General features: G+C 52.9%; 21 protein-coding genes. 13 read left to right on the plus strand and 8 right to left on the minus strand.

Annotated elements, in window-relative coordinates:
* Nucleotides 1–184: 184 nt before the first annotated feature.
* Nucleotides 185–2023 (plus strand): amidohydrolase, encoded by a 1839-nt coding sequence (locus tag OU789_RS00090; RefSeq protein WP_274652231.1) that lies wholly within the window; start codon nt 185–187, stop codon nt 2021–2023.
* An 88-nt stretch (nt 2024–2111) separates the two neighbouring features.
* Here the strand turns inward: OU789_RS00090 and OU789_RS00095 are convergent, their stop codons facing one another.
* The 7 genes from OU789_RS00095 to OU789_RS00125 all read right to left on the minus strand — a co-directional run bounded on the left by OU789_RS00095 (nt 2112) and on the right by OU789_RS00125 (nt 8149).
* Complete coding sequence (locus OU789_RS00095; RefSeq protein WP_274652233.1) at nt 2112–2939, minus strand: SdiA-regulated domain-containing protein; 828 nt, start codon at nt 2937–2939, stop codon at nt 2112–2114.
* Nucleotides 2932–3696 carry a hypothetical protein gene (locus OU789_RS00100; protein WP_274652235.1) on the minus strand — a complete coding sequence of 255 codons (765 nt, stop codon included), beginning with the start codon at nt 3694–3696 and terminating at the stop codon, nt 2932–2934. Before OU789_RS00100 ends, OU789_RS00095 begins: the two co-directional genes overlap by 8 nt.
* Nucleotides 3697–3721: 25 nt before the next feature.
* Nucleotides 3722–4687, minus strand: coding sequence for a metallophosphoesterase family protein (locus OU789_RS00105; protein ID WP_274652237.1), 966 nt, complete (start codon nt 4685–4687; stop codon nt 3722–3724).
* Complete coding sequence (locus tag OU789_RS00110) at nt 4677–6110, minus strand: hypothetical protein (RefSeq protein ID WP_274652239.1); 1434 nt, start codon at nt 6108–6110, stop codon at nt 4677–4679. Before OU789_RS00110 ends, OU789_RS00105 begins: the two co-directional genes overlap by 11 nt.
* 19 nt (nt 6111–6129) lie before the next feature.
* Nucleotides 6130–6774, minus strand: a complete 645-nt coding sequence (locus tag OU789_RS00115; RefSeq protein WP_274652241.1) for a hypothetical protein — start codon at nt 6772–6774, stop codon at nt 6130–6132.
* A 101-nt stretch (nt 6775–6875) separates the two neighbouring features.
* Nucleotides 6876–7496, minus strand: coding sequence for a class I SAM-dependent methyltransferase (locus tag OU789_RS00120; RefSeq protein WP_274652242.1), 621 nt, complete (start codon nt 7494–7496; stop codon nt 6876–6878).
* Nucleotides 7493–8149, minus strand: a complete 657-nt coding sequence (locus OU789_RS00125; RefSeq protein WP_274652244.1) for a DUF2306 domain-containing protein — start codon at nt 8147–8149, stop codon at nt 7493–7495. The genes OU789_RS00120 and OU789_RS00125 overlap by 4 nt, the downstream gene beginning before the upstream one ends.
* Nucleotides 8150–8232: 83 nt before the next feature.
* Here OU789_RS00125 and OU789_RS00130 point away from each other — a divergent pair, with 83 nt between their 5' ends.
* The 7 genes from OU789_RS00130 (at nt 8233) to OU789_RS00160 (ending at nt 15460) form a co-directional block, all read left to right on the plus strand.
* Entirely contained in the window at nt 8233–9132 is a 900-nt protein-coding gene (locus OU789_RS00130) for a LysR family transcriptional regulator (protein ID WP_274652246.1), read from the plus strand.
* Between the two features lie 122 nt (nt 9133–9254).
* Entirely contained in the window at nt 9255–10169 is a 915-nt protein-coding gene (locus OU789_RS00135; RefSeq protein ID WP_274652248.1) for an AAA family ATPase, read from the plus strand.
* 3 nt (nt 10170–10172) lie between these two features.
* The gene (locus tag OU789_RS00140) at nt 10173–11402 is read left to right on the plus strand and encodes a vWA domain-containing protein (protein WP_274652250.1); all 1230 of its coding nucleotides are present in this window, start codon (nt 10173–10175) and stop codon (nt 11400–11402) included.
* Nucleotides 11403–11484: 82 nt separating this feature from the next.
* Nucleotides 11485–11757: a hypothetical protein gene (locus OU789_RS00145; protein WP_274652251.1), complete on the plus strand. Its 273-nt coding sequence runs from the start codon at nt 11485–11487 to the stop codon at nt 11755–11757.
* A gap of 54 nt (nt 11758–11811) precedes the next feature.
* The gene (locus OU789_RS00150; RefSeq protein WP_263954771.1) at nt 11812–12285 is read left to right on the plus strand and encodes a (2Fe-2S)-binding protein; all 474 of its coding nucleotides are present in this window, start codon (nt 11812–11814) and stop codon (nt 12283–12285) included.
* A gap of 20 nt (nt 12286–12305) precedes the next feature.
* Nucleotides 12306–14651, plus strand: coding sequence for a xanthine dehydrogenase family protein molybdopterin-binding subunit (locus OU789_RS00155; protein ID WP_342453557.1), 2346 nt, complete (start codon nt 12306–12308; stop codon nt 14649–14651).
* 14 nt (nt 14652–14665) lie between these two features.
* The gene (locus OU789_RS00160; RefSeq protein ID WP_274652257.1) at nt 14666–15460 is read left to right on the plus strand and encodes an FAD binding domain-containing protein; all 795 of its coding nucleotides are present in this window, start codon (nt 14666–14668) and stop codon (nt 15458–15460) included.
* A 91-nt stretch (nt 15461–15551) separates the two neighbouring features.
* Here OU789_RS00160 and OU789_RS00165 read toward each other — a convergent pair whose 3' ends face one another.
* On the minus strand, nt 15552–15791 hold the full coding sequence (locus OU789_RS00165) for a hypothetical protein (RefSeq protein ID WP_274652259.1): 240 nt from the start codon (nt 15789–15791) through the stop codon (nt 15552–15554).
* Between the two features lie 239 nt (nt 15792–16030).
* Between OU789_RS00165 and OU789_RS00170 the strand changes: the two genes are divergently transcribed.
* The 5 genes from OU789_RS00170 to OU789_RS00190 all read left to right on the plus strand — a co-directional run bounded on the left by OU789_RS00170 (nt 16031) and on the right by OU789_RS00190 (nt 22855).
* Nucleotides 16031–17497, plus strand: coding sequence for a Y-family DNA polymerase (locus tag OU789_RS00170; RefSeq protein WP_274654472.1), 1467 nt, complete (start codon nt 16031–16033; stop codon nt 17495–17497).
* A complete protein-coding gene (locus OU789_RS00175) occupies nt 17494–20835 on the plus strand; it encodes an error-prone DNA polymerase (protein WP_274652261.1) in 3342 nt (1113 codons plus the stop codon). The genes OU789_RS00170 and OU789_RS00175 overlap by 4 nt, the downstream gene beginning before the upstream one ends.
* A gap of 170 nt (nt 20836–21005) precedes the next feature.
* A complete protein-coding gene (locus tag OU789_RS00180; protein ID WP_274652262.1) occupies nt 21006–21965 on the plus strand; it encodes a glycosyltransferase family 8 protein in 960 nt (319 codons plus the stop codon).
* A gap of 96 nt (nt 21966–22061) precedes the next feature.
* The gene (locus OU789_RS00185) at nt 22062–22466 is read left to right on the plus strand and encodes a YbaY family lipoprotein (RefSeq protein WP_274652264.1); all 405 of its coding nucleotides are present in this window, start codon (nt 22062–22064) and stop codon (nt 22464–22466) included.
* A gap of 95 nt (nt 22467–22561) precedes the next feature.
* Nucleotides 22562–22855: a hypothetical protein gene (locus OU789_RS00190; protein WP_274652266.1), complete on the plus strand. Its 294-nt coding sequence runs from the start codon at nt 22562–22564 to the stop codon at nt 22853–22855.
* Nucleotides 22856–22870 lie beyond the last annotated feature (15 nt).

The following is a 22870-nucleotide window of genomic DNA, read 5'->3' on the forward strand; positions in this document are numbered from 1 at the left end:
GCGGTTCGGAGGTTTTTCGTTCATTTTCACTGAAAGTAGTACGCGCGGAGCCTCATTTGTGGGGGGTTAATCAAACGATCTTTACTTTTGGAGGCCTTTTTTTAGTTGAATGGAGACGGCGTATCTCGCAAGCTTCAATTATTTAATGCGTCTCAATCTACTAAGTGATCAAGGAGATTAAGTTATGCGTATAGTTCATAGAATTATGACTCTGACGAGTTTCGCACTTTCAGCAGGAGCAGTCAGCGCTCAGGATATTGCCGACAGTATTTATATGGGCGGCCCCATTCTTACGATTAACGATGAACAGCCGAACGCCGAGGCTGTTGCGGTAAAAGATGGCCGCGTGCTTGCAGTGGGCTCGCTTGCTGACCTGATGGAGCATCAGGGGGACTCTACGGAAGTGTTTGATCTTGAGGGGCGTACCATGCTTCCAGGATTTGTCGATAGCCATGGCCATGTGGTGTTTGGTGGACTTCAGGCGCTTTCCGCGAACCTGCTCGCACCGCCCGATGGCGAGGTTACAGATATTGCAAGCCTGCAGCAGACACTGCGCGACTGGGTTGATGAAAACAGCGAAGTTGTGGAAAAGGCCGGCGTTATCATCGGGTTCGGTTACGACAACGCCCAACTCGCGGAGGTGCGGCATCCGACAAGAGAAGATCTAGACGCGGTCTCTGAGGACCTGCCGATTATTATTGTTCACCAATCCGGCCACATTGGCGTGGCTAACTCCAAGGCGCTCGAAATCGTTGGATTTGACGCATCGTCGCCGGATCCGGCAGGGGGTGTGATTCAGCGCGCAAGCGACGGTTCCCCGAATGGTGTCCTTGAGGAGTATGCGTTCTTTGGCGCTTTGGTGCCGATCCTTGCCCAGCTCGGTCCGGAAGCATTTGCTGAGTTTGCCGTTGCTGGCGCTGAGCTCTGGGCGAGCTTTGGCTATACAACCGGTCAGGATGGCCGATCTTCCGGTGAGGCCGTGGAAACATTGAAAGCCATGGCAAAAGAAGGACGTATCCCGATCGACGTTGTGGCATTTCCTGACGTTCTAGAAGCGCAGGATTATATAGGCGCGAATGTTTCGCAAGACTATGAGGATGGCATTCGAGTAGGTGGCTGTAAGCTCACCATCGACGGCTCACCACAAGGCTTCACCGCGCTGCGTGATCGCCCATATTATAATCCAGTGGGCGACTATCCGGCGGGCTATAAAGGTTATGCTGCGGTCACCATGGAACAGGTTCAGGACGCCGTGGATTGGTGTTTCGAAAATGGCATCCAAATTCTGACCCATTCCAATGGTGAAGGCGCATCAGACATGCTTATCGCCGCTATTGGGGCTGCACAGGAGAAATATGGCGATCCGGGGAACCGACCTGTTATGGTTCACGGACAATTCATGCGCGAAGACCAAGTAGACGCTTACAAACGGCTGGGTGTTTTCTTGTCTGTCTTTCCAATGCACACCTTTTATTGGGGGGATTGGCACCGCGACCACACGGTGGGCCCAGTTAATGCCGATAACATTTCTCCGACAGGTTGGATTGTTGAGCGTGGCATGATGTTTGGTTCACACCACGATGCCCCCGTTGCTTTTCCGGATAGCATGAGAATTCTCGACGCAACCGTAACCAGACGGACGCGTTCGGGTGACATCCTTGGACCACAGCAAAGAGTTGATGTCATGACAGCACTCAAAGCGCTAACCATCTGGCCTGCATGGCAGCATTTCGAAGAAGATGACAAAGGCTCAATTGAAGTCGGAAAGATTGCTGATTTCGTTTTGCTATCGGATGATCCAACTGCCGTTGACCCAGAAAGCTTGGACGAACTGCAGGTAATGGTCACAATCAAAGACAACGAAGTGATTTACGAAGCGGACGACTCGATCAAGAAGGGCGAGATGCGATCATCGCCGTTCATGAGTGATCCGGTGACTGCACACCGTTTTCTTCACGCGATGTATCAGGCAACCGGCGTAGAGAAACCATGGCTTCAAGGCCTCACCGCTCGCTTTCAATAAGTCTGGCGGGCGCTTTGAGCGCTGAATGGTAAAGCGCCTTTGTGGCTACAACTAAGAGGAAGGCCGGACAACTGTCCGGCCTTTTGCTTCATTTGATGTTGTATTGAACAAGTAGCGAGTGCACTCCGTCATCGTTTAATACGAACAAAGACGTGCCGTTCAAAGAGAGGGCTACGCCCTCGGTGTTATCAAGATGATGAATGCGGTCACCGTCGCGCCAAGTTAGCTCGTTTGAAATGATTTCCTTGCTGTCATTCGCCAAAAAATGAACCGATTTTCCTGTGTCGCTTACAATCCACAAGCCGTTTCTTCGGCTGTCAAATGCAAGGCCGGATACATCCTCTTTATGCGGTAGAACTTTGCTTAAATCGCGAGTTTTGACGACGCGGTCAAGCTCGGGCGTCATCTCGATTAACAGACTTGGCTTGTCCTCTTTGATAAGAAAAACCGAGCCAGTTTCTGGGTCAACTGTAATGCCTTCTAGCCCGTTTCCCGTATCTCTGAGGTGTTTGGCTATTCTCTTGGAGCCAGGTAAATCGCCAAGATCTATGGTCGCTGCATCGTGTGGATGTGAAATAGAAATCGTTACGACGGAAGCCGCACGTTCCGAAACAACCAGTAGCTTTTCAGAACCCGCTGCAACGGCAACACCTTCCAAATCCTTCACCTGAGGACCGAGGTTATGGAAAACAGAGAGGTCGCCGCTTGCAATGTCCAATCGAAAGACGGTCGGCGTGTTGTCTGAAACAATCCAAAACGCGCCGCCGTCGGGATCAAGGGCCAATCCCGATGGCTCTGTCAGGTCAATTTCTGGTTGGTACAGCTTCAGGTGGGAGACATATTCAAGCTCAAGGGCGGCTATAGGCGACGCTGCAAGTCCAGATGCCAAAGCTAAAGCCAGAACGCGCTTAGGCAATATACCAGCCTTTCGCGCCGTGCCCTTCGCTTTCAAGCTCGTCGAGCGCCGAGGTAATTTGTTCTATCGCTTCGGCGTCGGCATGAGAGAGTACAAATTGTATTACCGGCTTAAAGTCAGCTTTGCTTGTCGAGATGATCCGAAACCCTTTTCTGGAGAGGGCGGTTCGAACAGGAGTAATGGCCGCTCGCAACGCTTCATCATCCGCAAACTTCAATTCGATAGTCGTCGTTTTGCGAAAGGAAGCGAAATAGAGGGTCAGAACGCTCGCAACCGTTGCAACAAGCGCCATGACGGGCAGGTTAAGACCAACTGTGAGCCCAACCAGCGTGACCATGATCACAAGCGTTCCATCGATAAGCGTGTTTGATGACATCCGAAATCGGAAGAGGCTGCCGAGGCCAAATATAACAAACCCGATTAGGAAGCCATGATGCACAACGAGAAATCCAACAAGCATCCCGATTAATCCAAAGAGGTACAGACTAGCCTGCACCCGCCACCCATGCGCTTCGTCGCGCATTGAGTTTGTGCGCGGATGAAACGCAAACGCAGATACAAGTATCAGAGTTTCGACCACCGCTAAAAAGAACTCAGAAATCTCTGCGGTATTCGAAATTTGGCGCCAACCAATATTGCGGATTGTAACCTCAGTTGGAAGAACCACTGTTCCGTCAGCTGCCTGTGCGATTGCCAGAGTCGGGAAAGCAATACAAAAGATGATCGCGCTAGCTATGGAGAATGTACGTGTAATCATTATGCGTGCGGCCTGTATTCTTCGTTCATTTTTTCATCATTACGTCACCAGAAGGGACGGTATCAATTCGTCTGATAATGCGGTCGGGTGTGTTCAGGCGCTCTGGCAAAGTGCGCGTATCTATCACAGTTGTGAAATCGGGCCCCTTGAGCGCGGAAACATGGATTGTCCCATCGTTTTCGATTTCAAGAACTGTGAAGCTCTTCGGGCCAGGTTGATTTGTTCCGATTAATCGTCGCGATCCTCCTCCCAGTTCCGCCTGTGAAACCACGGAGAAGGCATCGATTTGACCAGGATAATAGGCGTGATGATGACCGGAAAGATAAAGATCGACGCCAATACTGTCGAGCAGTTGCTCCAGCTCCGGATCTCCTATGATCTCTGGCAAACGTTCAATCGTAAACGGCCAGAGAGGCAGGTGACTAAAAACGATCCGCGCGGGGCCAGCTCCATCGAAAACCGTGCTGAGCGCAGACATTTGAGCGCGGTCCAATTCACCAATTGTTGTTGCGTCAATCGAGACGATCCGCGCGGCTCCGATATCGAATGCATAGAAGAATGGGTAAGTGCCTGTTGCCGTGAAATTCAATTTCGGCATTTTCGATTTCCACTCGTCAGCATAGATGCGCCGCTCGGCTTCAAAACCTGAATAAGCTGATCCGTCGTGGTTCCCCGGAGTGACCGCAAGCGGAATACCCGCGCGTTCAAGCGGCTCCGTTACTGCGTCATGAAAGGCGCGCCACATAGCCCGAACTTGATTTTCCGAGAGCGCAGGCCGCCTTTGCCCTGCCACCATATCGCCGGTTGATAGAACAAGATCAGGATTCAGCGCGATGATCGCATCAATTGCTTTGTGAACATTGCTTGAATACTTGGTTGAGCCATAGGAGCCGTTCAGGTCCGAGATAACAACGATCCGGATGCTCTCGGCGCTTACCTGAACTGTGGCAAACACCCAGAAAAGGATGCCTATGAGAAACTTAAAGCGCACCACAATCCACAATGCCCGGCGACACCTCCCCGTTTAGAAAGAATACTTTCGGATTAAGGTCAAAACGCAGCTTATTCGCTTGACAGCTTTCGTGCAAAATTCCCGCTGCGAGAGCAGTGTTCTTAACAACTTGGCTCACCTCGGCATCTTTCAAACCAAGGCTTTTTGAAAGCCAATTGTAAATCGGTCCTTGTGACTGAAGGTCTTGATTAAGCGCAATCAAGCGTTCGTACAGCTTGCCGTCGAAATGGCGCAGCTTTTCGAGCATCCGCGTCGTCTTTGCAAAGTTTGCATATGCCACCCGTCCCCCAGCATCATTGTCATTCAGATTTGTGCGGCGCAGCAGAATAGCGCCAGACGGGATATCACCATCGTTGATCTCGTGATGTTTGGCTTTCTTGTGCTCAAGTTCACCATTTTCGGTCCAGTAATAATAGGGCGTGAAGTCTATGTTTCCGACACGGTCCTGCTGGCTAAAAATAAAATCCAGCAGCACGATCTCAGAGAGTTCGCGCATCCAATAGACCATCTGCTCGCGAGAAACATCAGGGCCCAAGTCGCGATTGATCTGACTGTCACGCCGCCCTTTGGCAAGCCCTGTATCAATTGCCTCTACCAATGGAGCATCTTCTCTAAGCGCAAGGAACGCGGGTGTCTCTTGGAAGTCTAAGTTCTGTCCTTTTCCCCATCCTGACTTACGCGTCCCGTTGATTTCTGATCCGTATCGATGGCCCGGGCTTAACGTCAGAATGCCGTAGATTTGCTTGCGGTCAGATGTGAAAATATCGTCCGTCGGGCGGTATGATGACGGGTTTGCTTCTGCGTCAACGAGGTGTTTCCACCCTGCATAGTTCATGCGCGCGGAGCGATTATGTCCTGATAGTGAAAGCCCCGGTCGCGCCACCTCCGAGGTATGCATGGTGGCATCCATAGATCGCCAAACCGAGACTGGAACTTTTACCGTCATGTCGAAGTAACGCGAGAAGTGGTAGTAAAGCAAAGAGGAGGCTGAATAAGTTCCGCTTGTCCCTTCTGCATTCATGGTCAGCTTGAATTTTGCCAAGCTGTCTTTGGCAAGGTCGCGGGCGGACTTGCCTTCTTTACATGCATTGCGCTCAAAGGCTGTTCGATCGTTCGCATATGGCCCATCTGTGATGTCATAGACCATCATCCCGGGGCTTGTGCTCCATGTCTTGGGACAGAGTGCAATATCGGCGGCATACAAATCGAGCGCGCAAAATGCGGCTTCGTCTTTGGTGTCGTCCTTGGAATATGTGCCGTTGGGGATTGGGGCAATCTGAATGCAGCGTTCAGTAATGCCGTTGGGGCTTGCATAATCCGTTGCATTGCCAAGGACAGCATCAGTCGCAAACGCAGGTTTCAGGGCGAGGCCCACAAGGGCAAAGGCAGCGGTGCGGAGCATCAAGCTTGTATTCCCTCTTTTATTTTGGGCAAATCGCGGCGCGTTCGGCTTCGGTGATTTCCAAGGATGAATTGAGTTTGAACCGCTCAAACTTGGCGTCAATCCAAGAGTCACAGCCGTTTGCACACGGAGCGCCGTTTCGGGCTTCATCCCAATAGCTTTTTGCGCGGTCCTCTGACCAACCACAGAATTGAACCAGCGCCATTGCCGAAAGCGCGCCCGATGCATGGACACCCCACATGCAATGAACCAGAACCGGCCCCTTACTGGGAGCCTTGATCGTTTCATAAATCGCCTGCATCACGGCGTCTGGTCTCGATGATCGCGCCGAAGCGTAATCTAGCGAACTCGAGCCGCATGAAGTTGCGCCATATTCTGTGTTCTTTCCAAAATCGGCGTAGAATGCTGTTTCGAACCCGCTTTCACAAAGCTCGACCCGTTGGGCGGTGGACATTCCTGTGCGGTTTTTATCGCCCCCCGAAAAACCAGCGCGATACAATACACCCGATAGAACCGGGCGAAAAAAGGTCATTCCATCAGGGGCCGCGTCAGAGTTGCGCACGAGCATCGCGCTTTCACTCGGCCCACCAGAACGCGATGTAACATCCGCATGGCCCGCTGACGCAAGTATGCAAAGGAGGAAACCTGTAAGCGTATTTCGCATCGTATCACCCCATGTTGTCTATCGTCAGTATTGAACACCCTGTGATTTGCATCAATACACTTGTTTAGGAGCGCTCCTCTCTCTCATCCGTTCAAGGTGATTTAGTCAATGCGTTTTGCCACGACAAATGGGCTCATGCGCGAGTTTGAGAGATAGCCGCTTTCCACGATCTCGAACCCTGCGTTCTTAATAAACTCAATTAGTTCGTTACGGCTTAATTGCGTTACGCGCGGGGCCACGCCGAGAAGTGACAAGACGCGAACCAACCCGCGAAGGGCGATAAACTGGTCTTTTACACAGACGGTTTTTGAGATGAATAAACCACCCGGTTCAAGTTGGCTGTGAACAGAATTCAAAACCGCAGGTATGTCATCCACAAGATGCAAAAGGCTAAATGCAAGAATGACGTCAAAGGAATGTTCGCCGACGATCTCTGTCGCATCCGCCCGTCGAAATACGACGTTCTTTGGCGCCTCAAAGGATAGCTTGCGGTTGGCGATATCGATCATTCCAGAGGAGTTATCCGTGCCTGTAAAATGGGCGCAACTGTTCGCAAGATTGAGCGCCGTGCTGCCAGTTCCGCAACCAATTTCCAAAACGCGATCCGTGGGCGAAAGGAGGGCCTGCACGCGTGTGAGTTTGGCTTGATAGGCTATGGGGTCGGCGATTGGTTTGGCGGCATAGCTCGGTGCCTTGCGATCCCAAAATGCGGGCGATGTCATGATTTGGCTCCAATTTCGATAGGGGAGAATTTTGACTTAGAACGGATAATGGCTTCAGCAATTATTAGGTTGATCGTCCAGCCAAGGGGCAACAGCACGGAGCTGGCCACAGGGGTTAAGACGCCCGCGATGGCGAACCAAATACCTATCAATATCGCTTGCATGCTTCCGGCAACGCCGATTGCGAATGCACGGATCATCCAAGCGCGATGTTTTGATTTTTGTCCTAAGGTTATGGACCGAACCGCCAATAGTACGGATCCCAAAAGCGCGACAGCAAACAAAACCCTTAGTGCATCAGAAACTTTGGTGGCCAATGGGCCAGTAGGGAAGCCGACAATCAACCAAATACCCGTTGCCGCGCTAATCACTGCAGACACCGCAGCGACACGCCCAATAAACATGTGCCATCGAAGAAACCGCTGACGTAACGGCCTAGAAAACTGAAAAGACGCTAGAACCAGAAACAATGACCCGAAGAGGATATGCGTGATGAGCACAAGTGGAAACTCCGCGAACCTTTCAGCGCCTTCCTCTGTATTTGCGCCATAGTTCACAATTGCGAGCATACGATTGGTCGTCGCCGCAATTGGGATGAGGCTAATTGTAATAAGCAACGTTGGAGTGAGCCACGGGGTTTCTCGAGTTCGCATATCTGTCTCCTTTGTAGAGAGCCTAGATATGCAGAGATCGTATGAATATTGCCGAATTTTGAACTTTTGATATACGTACATGTATGAACTGGCAGGCAATATCTTTTGATTGGAACCAAATTCGCGCGTTCCTTGCGACGGTTGAAGAAGGCTCGTTCAGCGGTGCGGCGCGCGCGCTGAACTCAACGCAGCCAACAATTGGGCGGCAGATAACTGGTCTCGAATCCGCGCTTGGCCTTTCGTTATTCGAGCGCACAGTTCGTGGTCCAATCCTAACGGACGCAGGGCAAGATCTCGTCGATCACGTGCGCACAATGGGTGAAGCTGCCTCGATGATTGCAACAGTTGCGACGGGGCGCTCGACCGATTTGTCAGGTGAAGTGTCTGTTACATCTAGCGATTTGATGGCCTCGTCCATTCTGCCAGCGATCTTGTTGGAACTACAAAAGTCGTCTCCCGGAATTCGAGTTCAGATCGTCGCATCCAATGACATACGAAATCTTGGGCAGCGCGAAGCAGACATTGCAATTCGACATGTGCGTCCTGAACAACCTGATTTGATTGCAAAGCATATTGGCGACTTTCGAGCGAATTTTTATGCTGCTACATCCTATTTTGACCGCGTTGGGCGACCAAAACTCGCCCGTGATCTCGGCGAGCACCGGTTTGTAGGGAGTTCGGATTTCACACGTATCATCACAATGCTCAAAGAGCGGGGTGTTGATACAAAACCAGAGAGCTTTGTCACCTACACTGACAGCGGATCAGCGATGTGGGAAATGGTTAGGGCTGGGATTGGGATAGCACTGCTGCCTGAAGCCTTGGGAGAAGTCGAACCGCAAGTTGAGAAAGCTCTACCTGACTTTCCGTCTTTTTCGTTTCCGGTCTGGCTCGTCACACATAGAGAGCTGAAAACAAACCGAAGAATCCGGCTCGTATTCGACGCGCTTTCCAGAGGGTTAGCGCAAGCTTCATCTAGGTGAAGTTAGCGGATAGAAAATGGCCCCATCGCGAGGCGAATTGAATTTAACTGATTGCTTTTCCTTGGTGACAGAACTGAGCGCGACTGCTTAAATGGCCAAAATACTCTTCATGAGGTGGCGATATGACTGGCATTCCGGCGAGCATTGATGACACGCTCGCGCACTTGTCTGAACAGGGCTATGTTTGCGGGCGCGATCTTGGCACGGTTGCTTTTCTGTCTCTAAAGCTGGGCAAGCCGCTATTTCTTGAAGGGGAAGCGGGTGTTGGCAAAACCGAAATTGCCAAGGCGTTTGCCGCCATGCTGGGGCGAAAGCTTATCCGTTTACAATGCTACGAGGGGCTCGATGCAGCTTCGGCAATCTATGAATGGAATTTCGCTGCCCAGATGATCGCAATTCGCTCTGCGGAGGCGTCAGGCGGGGCCAGCCGGGACGAATTACAGACAGAACTATTCTCGCAAGATTATTTGATTAAGCGCCCGCTTTTGCAAGCAATGGAACCGCATTCAGAGGGGCCGCCGATCCTGCTAATTGACGAGGTGGACAGAACGGATGAGCCTTTTGAAGCGTTTCTTCTTGAGGCGCTTTCTGATTTTCAGGTGACCATTCCAGAGATCGGGACGGTAAAGGCCGAGGAACCTCCTATCGTCGTTCTTACGTCGAACCGGACTCGCGAGGTGCATGACGCGCTCAAAAGGCGGTGCTTGTATCATTGGGTCGATTATCCCGCGTTTGACCGTGAGTTGGCCATCCTTCATGCGCGAGTGCCTGATTGCGCTGCGACACTGTCAAAAGAGATCGTTTCGTTCGTTCAGGCTCTGCGCGGCGAGGATCTTTTCAAGAATCCGGGAGTTGCTGAAACCATCGACTGGGCGCAATGCCTGATCGCGTTGGATGCTGTGGCTCTTTCCCCGGATGTCATCTCTGAGACATTGGGTGCGCTTTTGAAATATCAGGACGATATCGCCAAAATCGCGGGCTCCGAAGCAACGCGCATTCTGAACGAGGCGCGTCAGCAACTGGCACAGGCGTCGTGATCGATGCAAACGCTGCACGAAACCGATGGGCGGCTAGTTGAGAACATCGTCCATTTCGTGCGGGCGTTGCGCAAAGCGGGCCTGAAGGTCGGCACGTCACAAGTCAAAAGCGCGATTTCAGCCGTTGCTGCGGCTGGGTTTACCAAGCGAGAAGACTATTACTATGCACTGCGCGCGACTTTGGTAACGCGGCCAGAGCATCTCGAAGTCTTTCATCAAGTCTTTCAGATGTTTTGGCGCGATCCCGAGTTTCTTGAGCGAATGGTGCGCTCGATGCTGCCACTAATGCAAACGATGGGGCAGGAAGAGAATGCGCCAAAACCCGCGCAGAAACGTGCCGCTGAGGCTCTGTGGGATGGTAGCTCCCAGCCTAAAGACCAACCCGAGCGCGACGAGATCGAGGTCGACGCGCAGCTAAGCTGGTCGGAGAATGAAATTCTCCGCGATCAGGACTTTGAGCAGATGAGCGTGGGGGAACAGGAAGACGCGGCCAAACTGATCCGTACGCTTTCGCTACCGGTCGCTCCGCTCAAAACGCGGCGGTTTCAATCATCGAACGCTGGCAGGCGTCCCGATACGCGTGCCGTTTTGCGCCGTTCGCTGCGCAAAGGGGGCGAGATAGATCGCCTATCTTTGAAGGTGCCGAAACGCCGCCCGCCCAACCTCGTTGCGATCTGTGATATTTCCGGTTCGATGGCGGTCTACTCGCGCATGATGATGCACTTTGTTCATGCGCTTACTTGGGCTCCTGCGTCAGAATGGGGGCGTGTCCATGGCTTTACCTTCGGCACACGGCTTACCAACATCACGCGGGCCTTGGCGCATAAAGATGTTGATCAGGCGCTTGAGGCGTTGGGAAAAGACGCGCCCGATTGGCAGGGCGGCACACGAATTGGCGAGGCCCTTTTTCGCTTCAACCGCGACTGGTCGCGGCGGGTGCTGGGGCAAGGTGCTGTCGTGCTTCTTATTACCGATGGGTTGGAGCGCGGCGAGACAGAGTTGCTGCAAACCGAAGCCGCGCGGTTGGCGCGGTCCTGTCATCGCTTGGTCTGGCTCAATCCCTTGCTGCGGTTTGACGGTTTCTCGCCGCAAGCCAAAGGCATTCAAACCCTTCTGCCTCTCGTTGACAGCTTTCATGCCTGCCACTCTCTCAACAGTCTTGCTGATCTTGGCGCAGCTTTTGCGACAACTGGAGACAAACGGCGATACGAGGCAATTCTGCGATCATATTGATCGGAAACTGAAAATTCTTGCTAAGAATCAATCGGTACCTATTATCGATTGGTATGCACATTTCTAAATTCCGCCACCTGCCATGGAAATGATTGGAAGCTATCGAATAAGAAAGCTAGACGAAGTCGTTTTGGCGGCTTTGAACAGTGCGGAACTGCTTGAACGTGACATCCTTAAATACAATGACATAGCGAACCGATTGTTTGGCTTCAGAGTCGAAGTCGGGGTTCCGGCGAAAGTGTTGATAGGAGGCAAGCTCAACAGCTTGATCAACCCCGAAGCCATTAATCGAAACAACGCGTTTTCTGAAAGTTTTCACAAGAAATTAGCCAACACAGACCCGCCGGAAGATTAGCTCCGGCGGTCATTGAATATGCGGGCAAAAGACCCGCTCCATAGGGAGGATTAAATGACCAACATTAAAATGACAGTGAACGGCAAATCCGTCAGCGGGGAGGTTCCCGACGAGACTTTGTTGTCGGAATTCCTACGCGAAAATCTACGCCTGACCGGCACGCATGTTGGGTGTGACACAAGCCAGTGCGGAGCTTGCGTCGTTCATGTGAACGGCAAGGCATTGAAGGCCTGCACAACGCTCGCGGCATCTCTGGAAGGCGCAGAGGTCACCACGATTGAGGGTCTCGCCAATGGTGGCGAGTTGCACCCGATGCAGCAGGCGTTCAACGACAATCATGGCCTGCAATGCGGCTTCTGTACGCCCGGTATGATTATGACCAGCGTCGATATGGTGAACCGCTACAAGGCAGAGGGCAAAGAGCTCACCGAAGAAGCGATCCGCGACGAACTTGAGGGCAATATTTGCCGCTGCACTGGATACCATAACATCGTGAAGTCGGTCGAAGACGCCGCCGCGAAAATGTGAACAAACCGGAGGACATGAACATGAAAGATGGAATTGGAGCACCGGTTAAACGCAAGGAAGACAAGCGTTTTACAACCGGAAAAGGCAAATACACAGACGACATTCGCAATGATAATCAAGCTTATGCCGCCTTTGTCCGAAGCCCGTATGCACACGCGAGGGTAAAGGGGATTGATACCTCTGCGGCCTTGGCGATGGAGGGCGTGATTGATGTGCTGAACGGTCAGCAACTCACGGGCGATGGCATCGGAAATATCATTTGCGGTTGGGCGATTACGTCAAAAGACGGCAGCCCAATGAACATGGGTGCGTGGTCCGCTTTGGCGACGGAAAAGGTGCGCTATGTCGGCGATGCTGTGGCTGTTGTCATTGCCGAGAGCCAAGCGCTTGCGCGGATCGCAGCAGAAGCAGTTGAGGTTGATTACGAAGAGCTTCCTGTTGCCGCCAGTATCACCGCCGCGATGGCCGATGGCGCGCCTCAAATCCACGACAACGCTCCGGGCAACCAGATTTACGATTGGGAGCTTGGCGATGAGGCCGCGACGGATGCAGGGCTAGCAGAGGCAGCCCATGTCACCACGCTGAACATCACAAACAACCGCCTGTCGCCAAATCCGATGGAGCCACGTAGCGCCGTAGCCACTTATGATGACGCCGAAGATCATTATACGCTCTATACAACCAGCCAGAACCCACATGTGGCGCGGCTGGTTCTTTCGGCGTTCTACAACGTAGCGCCGGAACATAAGCTGCGGGTCATTGCGCCGGATGTTGGCGGAGGTTTCGGGGCCAAGATTTATATCTATCCCGAAGAGATCACCTGCCTTTGGGCTTCTATGAAAACCAATCGCTCAATTAAGTGGACTTCGGACCGATCAGAGGCATTCCTCACCGACGCCCATGGCCGCGACCATATCACAACCGCGAAAATGGGGTTTGATAAAGACGGAAAAATCACCGGCTTTAAGATCGATACGCTTGCTAATATCGGCGCCTATATGTCGCTTTTCTCAAGTTCGGTGCCGACCTATTTGTATGCGCCGTTGATGTCTGGCCAGTACAATATTCAGAACATCCACTGCAACGTGCGCACCTATTACACTAACACAGTGCCCGTTGATGCCTATCGCGGCGCTGGGCGGCCGGAGGCGACTTATCTGGTGGAACGGATGATGGAAACTGCGGCGCGTGAAATGGGGATGGACCCAGCCGAGCTGCGGCGGCGCAACTTCGTACAGGAGTTCCCGCACCAGACACCCGTGCTCATGCAATACGACTCTGGTGATTTTCCCAAGATCTTGCAAATGGCGCAGGATGCTGCGGATATCGCTGGATTTGAGGCGCGGAAGGCCGAAGCTGCCAAACGCGGCAAGCTACGGGGCTTGGGCTATTCAACCTTTATCGAAGCCTGCGGGCTTGCGCCGTCCAAAGCGGCGGGCTCGCTTGGTGCGGGCGTTGGACTGTGGGAATCTGCGGAGGTGCGGGTAAACCCTGTTGGCTCCATCGAGATTCTGACAGGCAGCCACAGCCATGGTCAGGGGCACGAAACCACCTTTGCTCAGATCGTTGCCGACAGGTTTGGATTACCTGTTGAGAATGTCTCGATCGTTCATGGAGACACCGACAAGGTACAGTTCGGAATGGGAACCTACGGGTCGCGCTCCGGTCCTGTTGGGATGTCGGCCGTCGTCAAGGCGATGGATAAGGTCGAGGCCAAAGTGAAGAAGATCGCCGCGCATACGTTGGAAGCTTCGGAGGATGATATCGTCATCGAAGGCGGTGAAGTAAAAGTCGCCGGAACTGATAAATCCATGGCATGGCACGAGGTTGGTCTCGCTGCATACGTTGCACATAACTTGCCTGACGATATGGAGCCGGGGCTAAAGGAAACGGCGTTCTTTGACCCTGTGAACTTCTCCTTCCCATCCGGTGCCTTCATTTGCGAGGTCGAAGTTGATCCGGATACCGGCCAAACCGAGATCGTGAATTTCACCTCTGCTGATGACTTCGGCACCATCATCAACCCGATGATTGTTGAAGGTCAGGTGCATGGCGGCGTGACCCAAGGAATAGGGCAGGCTATGTTGGAGCAGGTTGTCTATGACGAAGATGGCCAGTTGCTGAATGGGTCTTATATGGATTACGCCATGCCCCGCGCGGCGGATGTGCCGTCCTATTCGATCAGCCACCACGAGGACTCTCCGAGCCCGAACAACCCATTGGGGGTAAAGGGCTGTGGTGAAGCTGGGGCAATCGGCGCGCCGCCTGCGGTAATCAACGCGATTACCGATGCTATCGGCACCAACGATCTGGCGATGCCAGCAACCCCGCAGGCGGTCTGGAATGCAATCCAGGCGGCGAAGTAAGGGAGGATTAAACTATGTATCCGACAAAATACCACAAAGCCGCTAGCATCGACGACGCCGTTGCGGCCCTTAATGCGGGCGAAGACGCGAAGCTCTTGGCTGGCGGACAAACGCTCATCGCTGCGATGAAACAGCACTTGGCCGCTCCAAGCGACCTTATTGATGTACGCGCAATTGACGGCATGTCAGGTGTGTCAGCGGATGGTGATACACTGGTGATCGGCGCGGCAACCACCCACGCGGAGGTTGCCGGCAATGCAGATGTACAACGTCTCTGCCCTGCGCTCGCGGCGCTTGCGGGCGGGATTGGCGACCCTGCTGTTCGTTATGCTGGCACAATTGGCGGTTCCATTGCCAACAATGACCCGTCTGCTGACTATCCGGCGGGACTGTTGGCGCTGGGCGCAACAATTGTGACCAATACGCGCGAGATCGCGGCCGATGACTTCTTTGAAGGGCTGTTCACCACTGCGCTTGAAGACGGTGAGATCATCACAGCCGTCCGTGTGAATGCGCCGAAACGGGCGGCCTATATCAAATTCCGCCAACCGGCCTCGCTTTTTGCGCTTGTCGGCGTGTTTGTTGCCGATGGTGCGGGCGGTGTTCGGGTTGCGGTCACTGGTGCAGGCGAGGACGGTGTATTCCGCCACGCAGGTCTAGAGGAAGCACTTTCCGCAGATTGGGCCTCCTCCGCAGCAGATAGTGTTTCTGTTGATAGTGATGGGCTCTTGTCCGATATCCATGGCAGCGCTGCTTACCGCGCGAACCTGATCAAGGTTTTAACCAAACGCGCAGTCGAAGCCAGCTAACCAAGAGCTACCTCCTCCGCCGCGATCCAAGCTGGTGCGGTGGGGGAGGTTCATTTTTATCCTTGACCTATTTCTTGCAGCGCGAGCTTTCCTACCTGCGCACATATTTTCCATTACAACGAGAGTGTGCTGACGGCCGTTCGCATGTGGCGTCGGTTTCGCTGGCAAAGCTACGGATTACGCCGCGTGTACCATATGTTTCTTCGTAGGCTTTCAGCGACACTGCGAACTGCTCGCCGAAACGTGGGTAGTCGCGCTGTCCAGACTCTTCTTGCGTGTTCAGATGATAGAGGTTGCCGAAATAACCGGTGCGATACCCTGCCTGTTTCATGCAGTCGGCCAGCGAGGGGGAAGCCTCTTGCAACCTGAGCGGAGATCACGGTTACCCCACTGTCGTCATACCTGAGCGGATTGGGTACTGATCGGTAAATCATATGCCTGCGTTTGCTTCGGCACATATCCGTGAACAGGTGGCTCAAATGGGTTCTCCTGACAACGGACTCGACTCTCTGACATCAAGAAACTATTAAGAACAAATGCAGAACATTTAGGGGGTGTAGGTTGACTGAAGTGCGTCGTCGTGTTGTCTCGTTATGGTTCCCGCGGTTGGGAAGTGACCGAGTTCTGCGAACGAAGTCGGTCAGCGGCCCGTTTGTTCTGACGTTATCGCAGAATAATGCCAATCAGATTTACTGTCTGAACGCAGAAGCAGAACGGCAGGGCCTTTCCCAAGGAATGCCTTTTGCTGATGCACGTTCGTTCTGTCCCAACCTGACAAGCCAAGAAGCGGATACCGCCAAAGATGCTCTGTTTTTGAGCGCCTTGCGCCGGTGGGCGACGCGCTATTGTCCATGGGTTGGGATCGAAGGGAGAGATGGGCTTGTAATGGATATTACGGGCTCCGCGCATTTGTTTGGTGGCGAGGCAGGGATGCTGATGGATATCCGTCAGCGCTTGGCGCGAATTGGGGTTTCGGTTCAAATCGGTTTGGGCGATTCACGTGGGGCAGCTTGGGCGCTGGCGCATTATGGCGAGGGATGCGCAGAAATCGGTCAGCCGTTGGCGGCGCTTTCGCATCTGCCCGTTGCAGCTCTTCGGCTTGGTGATGATGCTGTGATGGGGCTTCAGCGGCTGGGTTTGCGTAGAATTGGTGAAGTTGAAGCGGCAGAACGAGCGCCACTCGCGCGTCGATTTGGGCCTGACCTTTTGCTGCGGCTAGACCAGGCCTTAGGGCGCCAGCCAGAGCAAATCGCACCAGAAAACGACCCGCCTCATTATGGGGTGAGAATAACCCTGCCTGAGCCAATTGGGCTAGTTCATGACGTTATGGCGGGCGTTTCCCGATTGTTAAGCCGATTATGCAGCAAGCTGAAAGAGCAGGAGGTTGGCGCAAGAGTTCTATGCCTTACGTTGCGCCGCGTTGATCAAGATGCCCAGATTGTTGAGGTGTGTTTGGCGAGGGCCCTAAGTGATGCAGATCGAATGCTGCCTTTGTTTGAGCGCGGCGTGGGCGAAATTGATGCAGGGTATGGCATTGATCAAATGCGGCTACAGGCCGTTCAGACCGAGGCTTTGCCGACCGTTCAATTGAGCCATGTCCCTTCAAAACGATCTGATCGATTGGCTGATCTTATTACGCGTTTGGGTACACGCCTTGGATTGGAAAATATTAGGCGGCTCTTGCCTGCGGATAGTCACATCCCTGAACGCAGCTTTGTTGTTGCAAGCGCGGCGTATTCAGAACCAGAGAGCAGTTGGTTTGTCGTGCAGCCGCGACCAATCACATTGTTCCCGCCTGAACCAATAGCCGCAACGGAGTCGCGCCCTCCGTTGCGCTTCCGTTGGAGACGTATGCCAATGACCTCAGGCCGGATTGTCGGCCCTGAGCGTATCGCCCCCGAATGGTGGCTGGAAGATGATCTCTGGCGAACGGGTTTGCGGGATTACTGGCGGGTGGACACCACACAGGGGCGGCGGCTTTGGCTGTTTTATACGCCGCAAAGCCCCGGATGGTTTGTGCAGGGAGAGTTTGCATGACCAAGTCAAGCCATACGTACTCTCAGGCGCCAGATTATGCGGAATTGTGCGTCACAAGTAATTTTACTTTTCTGACGGGAGCCTCTCATCCGGAGGAACTGGTCTCGCGCGCTGCTGAACTGGGCCTGTCTGCGATTGCTATTACGGATCGTAATTCTCTGGCTGGTGTCGTGCGGGCGTGGGCCGCATTGAAAGAACTAAGCCGAGAAACTGAAGAGGATTTACAAATACGGTCACGAACGCGCGTGGATGCATCCTCTCGGCAGCAAGTAGAGAGCGGCGACATGATCGAGAAGCCGCGTCTGACAAGGCTGCCTCGGCTTATTGTGGGCTGCCGTCTTGTTCTACGCGACAGCTCGGTAGACTGGGTCACTTTGCCTCGTGACCGTGCGGCGTATCAACGTCTGAGTCGGCTGCTTACACTGGGTAAGCGCCGCGCGGAAAAGGGCGAATGCTTTCTCTATGCCAAAGACCTTACAACGGCTTGCAAAGGCATGATCTTGATAGCGTTGCCGCAAAAAAAGCTTAGCGATGCTATCCCTGAAATTCAGAGCATGCGCCGATGTTTTCCAAGCCATGTTTTTCTTGGGGCGGTCCCGCGTTATGACGGTAGTGACCAATCCTATCTGAAGGCCTGTGCTGAAATTGCGCAAAAGGCCTGTGCGCCGATGGTTGCGATGGGTGACGTGTTGATGCACCGGGCCAGTCGTCGGAAGCTGGCGGATGTTCTGACGTGTATGCGAGAGCATATTACAATTGATCAGATCGGCACCCAAGCTTTGCCAAATGGCGAGCGGCGCCTGAAGGGTGGTGCTGATATGGCGCGTCTCTTTCGAAACTATCTAGGGGCGATCCGCCGGACATTGGAGATCGCGGCCCAATGTAGTTTCGATTTGAGCGAGCTGTCTTATGAATATCCTTATGAGGAAATAGAGGGCGAAACACCCTATGCGCGTTTGGAGCGTTTGGCGCGTGAGGGGCTGGAATGGCGTTATCCTGATGGTCCACCTGATCGTGCGATCAGTTTGATGACTAAAGAGCTGGCGGTGGTTAAAGAGCTGGATTTTCCAGCGTATTTCCTGACCGTCCATGAAATCGTGCAGTTTGCAAAATCACAAGGCATCCTGTGTCAGGGGCGTGGATCGGCGGCAAATTCGATCCTGTGTTATCTGTTGGGAATTACCGATGTTAGCCCAAATATGATTGCGATGGTGTTTGAGCGGTTCGTATCCAAACACCGAGGTGAGCCGCCTGATATCGATGTTGATTTCGAGCATGAGCGCCGCGAAGAGGTGATCCAGTGGATATATGAAAAGTATGGCCGCCATCGCGCAGGGCTTTGTGCCACCGTTATTCATTTTCGTTCACGTGCGGCTATTCGTGAGGTCGGCAAAGTAATGGGGCTGTCACAGGACGTGACGGCCTGCCTCTCAAGTCAGATTTGGGGCATGAGCAATGGTGGCGTCGATCTGGACCGTGTCCGCGAGCTTGGCCTTGATCCAGACGATCGCCGACTAATGCAAACAATACACCTGATTGGCGAGATTATCGGCTTCCCTCGTCATTTGTCTCAGCATGTGGGGGGATTTGTTATCACGCGTGGGCGGTTGGATGAACTCGCTCCAATTGAGAATGCGGCAATGGAGGACCGCACTGTGATCTGTTGGGACAAGGATGATATTGATGCCTTGGGTATCCTAAAGATCGATGTGCTGGGATTGGGGATGTTGACGTGCATTCAAAAATCATTTGCTCTGATGCAGCAACACGAGCGCATCACGCATAGCATCGCCACAATTCCACAAGAAGACGAAGCCACATATGACATGCTGTGCCGTGCTGATGCGGTCGGTGTTTTTCAGGTGGAAAGTCGGGCGCAGATGAATTTCCTGCCTCGAATGCGGCCGCGTGAATTCTATGATCTGGTGATTGAGGTGGCCATTGTGCGCCCAGGGCCTATTCAGGGTGGTATGGTGCAGCCCTATATCAAACGGCGGCAAGGGCTGGAAAAAGTAGAGCCATTTGGGCCCGAACTGGAAGCTGTTACTAAGCGTACGCTGGGAGTGCCTCTGTTTCAGGAGCAGGCTTTGCAAATCTCGGTTGTAGGCGCAGGGTTTTCTGCCGAAGAAGCCGACCATTTGCGCAGGTCGCTTGCTACTTTTCGCCGAATGGGAACGATTGGTGAGCATCGGGAGAAGTTCATCACCGGAATGCTGCGCAATGGCTATAGTCTGGAAGTGGCTGAACGATGTTTTGGCCAGATTGAAGGGTTTGCCGATTATGGTTTTCCCGAAAGCCATGCTGCAGCCTTTGCGATGTTGGCTTATGTCTCCGCTTGGCTGAAGTGTCACCATCCAGCTATTTTTGCGTGTGCACTGCTAAATTCACAGCCCATGGGGTTCTATGCGCCAGCACAGATTGTGCGCGATGTCCGTGAGCATCAGGTAGACGTGCGCCCGATCTGTATTAACAATTCCGAATGGAACAACACGCTGGAGCGCCGTTCCGATGGTGCATTGGCTTTGCGGCTAGGTTTCCGACAGATCAAAGGGTTCAAAGAAGAAGATGCGGATTGGATCGTGGCGGCCCGCGGCAATGGATACCGTGATCCTGAAACTGTTTGGATCCGCGCGGGCGTTGCGCCGGCCGCGCTTGAACGGCTTGCGCAGGCGGATGCGTTTTTCGATATGGGTTTGACCCGCAGAGACGCCCTTTGGAAGGTAAAGGCTATTCGCAGCAACAAACCATTGCCGTTGTTTAACGATCCGATTGACGGGGAAGCCATTCAAGAGCCTCAGGTGGTATTACCGCCGATGCAGCTGGGGGAGGAGGTTGTGGAGGATTATGTCTCGACGCGTATGACTTTGCGGGCCCATCCCATGGAGCTGCTTCGTCCGTCTATTCCTGGGCTGGTGACGCATGATGCGCTTCCGAAAGTCCCGCTGGGCCGGTACTCCGTTTGTGGGCTTGTTATTACACGCCAGAGGCCAGGTACGGCGTCGGGGGTGATTTTTCTGACACTGGAAGATGAAACCGGAGTCAGTAATATTGTGGTCTGGCCCTCGGTATATGAGCGTTTCCGGCGCATCGTCATGGGCGGGCGGTTGTTGCGTGTTACAGGCTATCTCCAACGCGAAGGGATCGTTGTGCATTTGATCGCTCAGCAGGTTGAGGATTTTTCTTACCGCCTCCAAGAGCTTGGTCATCCTCAATCAGACGCAGTGACCACCGAAGGCCTGCGCGCGGATGACACCCCAAAATCCGCACGTCATCCCGCGCGTTCTAGGCATCCACGTGAGCAGGCCAAGCAACTCTTCCCAAGTCGAGATTTTCATTAAGCGTTTGAAGACCGAGAAAGTTCTAAAAAATAAAACGCCGCAAATCATTCAGTGTGGGTGGGGTGGAAACGAACCTAAACCCAAGCGACGCGGACATTTCTTTCCAGATACAACAATGTTAAGAAAGGGCCGGATGGACACGCGCTCCCGCGCCAAGGAACAAAACTAAAGTGAACTCAACTTGCGTAACTTATGTCTCTGATGCGCGTTACTTACCGCTCGTCGCGGCGTCGCTTCTAAGCATGAATACATTCGCAACAGCGAGAGTGAATGTCGCTGTTTTTCTGATTGATGTTCCGGAGAATGTTCAAGCCGACATGCGCGCGTTTTTTGCAGGCAGTAAGCTTGAGATCGCATGGATCAATCTTGATCTTGAAAGCCATTTTAGTTCGCTTGGCTCGCTTCGGTCATCCATCGATCGCATTCCGCTGTCCACATTCGGGCGGCTTGTCATCAACGACCAGCTAAACGGCTTTGAAAACCATATCTATCTGGATGGCGATACGCTTCTATGTAACGATATTCATGCATTTGCACCGAACGGCGTAGAAGTGTTTGGCGCCGTCGATGCCGGTTGGGATATGGAGACAAAGAAAGATCTCTTCGAGAAGAACCACCTGCCGCTGAACAAAGGCTATTTCAACGCCGGCGTTTACATTCTGAATTCTGGGTACTGGCGTGAAAACGACATGACCACGCAATGCATCGCTCTGGCAACTGATGCCAATGCCTATCTTCCGCTCGCAGATCAGGATGTGTTGAACCTTAAGTTCGGGGACAAATGTGACTGGTTCGGCGATAACTGGAACTTCAAAAAAGAGCGTTCCTGGACACATAAAGACGAGGCTCCAAACATCCTGCATTTCGCGGGGCGGCTAAGGCCTTGGGATAAAAGGGACGCGCGGGCACCCGGATCTGTACGGTCGCTATATGCGGGTGTTTTCGAAACGCTTCCTGCTTCGGTGAAAACGCAAGTAACGACGCTTGAACTACCCGCGAGGGAGCTAAAAAGGTCGAGGAAAGCGAATGTCCGTAAGTGGATTAGTCGCGAAGCGCGAAAAGAGTGCTGGAACCCAAAACACGACAAAGTCCTGACGCCACTCATGAACAAGATTTTACTTGATAGCTAACGTAAAATAGACTGGCTCTTGATTAAATAGATATCCGAATGCGCTCGTCAGAGCGAGTTCAATCATTTTATGGAACAGAATTTAATGGAGACAAAGATGTATCGAATTATTGCTTTTCTTGTTTCGACGTTGGCGTTCGCGAATGCGTCGATTTCAGAAGAACTCTGTGTGGCAGGGGTGTGTCAGGTTGAGGTGCAGTTTGATACGGATTCAACAGAGCCGCTTCCCGAGGATGCCCAAGCATATGTTCAACTCCTTGACGTATCCTTGATGGATGTCGCAGCAACGCCAATTGCAGGGAAGCGGATTGCGGTTTCTGAATTGCCAATGACGATTGACCTTTTGTTTGATCCAGCCGTGATCGATGAGAGGTTTACCTATGTCGCGACCGTAGAAATCATCTCGGATCGTAAGCGTATCTATCGAAATACGCAGAGCTATCCTGTTTTGACAAAAGGCGCGCAAAAATCCGTGAGCGTCATGTTGGACGCGATGCAATAAAGCACGTGCCGTTTTGGGCGCGAAAAGTTTTGTGATAGGGTGAAGGTGGAGCAATTTCTCTAACGACACCAACTTTTCTAACCAAGGATACTAACATGAAGCTTGCTTATCTCGCTGCTGTACCGCTGGCATTTTCACTTGCTGCTTGCGTCGAAACTTCGGAACCCGCGGGCACACCTGCTGTCGGAAGTTCAACTGATCTGACTCCGTTCATTGGCGCAAAAGCGGGCCAAGCGGAAATGGGACTACAGAATCTAGGCTACGAAAACGTGCGGAGCAGTGGGCTAACATCTTATTGGTTTAACCGCTCTACGGGCGCATGTGCCGAAATCACCACGTCCGATGGCAGATATTCATCGGTAAACATGCTGCCATCTGGCGATTGCTGATCGCGTAAACACTTT

This window comes from Halocynthiibacter sp. C4, from assembly GCF_028823805.1.
GTDB classification, from domain to species: domain Bacteria; phylum Pseudomonadota; class Alphaproteobacteria; order Rhodobacterales; family Rhodobacteraceae; genus Falsihalocynthiibacter; species Falsihalocynthiibacter halioticoli.

What these genes read in the sequence shown, in the direction of transcription:
- OU789_RS00135 (WP_274652248.1), top strand. Translation starts at nt 9,255, where the DNA reads ATGACTGGCATTCCGGCGAGCATTGATGACACGCTCGCGCACTTGTCT.
- OU789_RS00185 (WP_274652264.1), top strand. Translation starts at nt 22,062, where the DNA reads ATGTATCGAATTATTGCTTTTCTTGTTTCGACGTTGGCGTTCGCGAAT.
- OU789_RS00120 (WP_274652242.1), bottom strand. Translation starts at nt 7,496, where the DNA reads ATGACATCGCCCGCATTTTGGGATCGCAAGGCACCGAGCTATGCCGCC.
- OU789_RS00190 (WP_274652266.1), top strand. Translation starts at nt 22,562, where the DNA reads ATGAAGCTTGCTTATCTCGCTGCTGTACCGCTGGCATTTTCACTTGCT.
- OU789_RS00130 (WP_274652246.1), top strand. Translation starts at nt 8,233, where the DNA reads ATGAACTGGCAGGCAATATCTTTTGATTGGAACCAAATTCGCGCGTTC.
- OU789_RS00115 (WP_274652241.1), bottom strand. Translation starts at nt 6,774, where the DNA reads ATGCGAAATACGCTTACAGGTTTCCTCCTTTGCATACTTGCGTCAGCG.
- OU789_RS00150 (WP_263954771.1), top strand. Translation starts at nt 11,812, where the DNA reads ATGACCAACATTAAAATGACAGTGAACGGCAAATCCGTCAGCGGGGAG.
- OU789_RS00160 (WP_274652257.1), top strand. Translation starts at nt 14,666, where the DNA reads ATGTATCCGACAAAATACCACAAAGCCGCTAGCATCGACGACGCCGTT.
- OU789_RS00100 (WP_274652235.1), bottom strand. Translation starts at nt 3,696, where the DNA reads ATGATTACACGTACATTCTCCATAGCTAGCGCGATCATCTTTTGTATT.
- OU789_RS00090 (WP_274652231.1), top strand. Translation starts at nt 185, where the DNA reads ATGCGTATAGTTCATAGAATTATGACTCTGACGAGTTTCGCACTTTCA.
- OU789_RS00140 (WP_274652250.1), top strand. Translation starts at nt 10,173, where the DNA reads ATGCAAACGCTGCACGAAACCGATGGGCGGCTAGTTGAGAACATCGTC.
- OU789_RS00155 (WP_342453557.1), top strand. Translation starts at nt 12,306, where the DNA reads ATGAAAGATGGAATTGGAGCACCGGTTAAACGCAAGGAAGACAAGCGT.
- OU789_RS00125 (WP_274652244.1), bottom strand. Translation starts at nt 8,149, where the DNA reads ATGCGAACTCGAGAAACCCCGTGGCTCACTCCAACGTTGCTTATTACA.
- OU789_RS00165 (WP_274652259.1), bottom strand. Translation starts at nt 15,791, where the DNA reads ATGAAACAGGCAGGGTATCGCACCGGTTATTTCGGCAACCTCTATCAT.
- OU789_RS00145 (WP_274652251.1), top strand. Translation starts at nt 11,485, where the DNA reads ATGGAAATGATTGGAAGCTATCGAATAAGAAAGCTAGACGAAGTCGTT.
- OU789_RS00175 (WP_274652261.1), top strand. Translation starts at nt 17,494, where the DNA reads ATGACCAAGTCAAGCCATACGTACTCTCAGGCGCCAGATTATGCGGAA.
- OU789_RS00110 (WP_274652239.1), bottom strand. Translation starts at nt 6,110, where the DNA reads ATGCTCCGCACCGCTGCCTTTGCCCTTGTGGGCCTCGCCCTGAAACCT.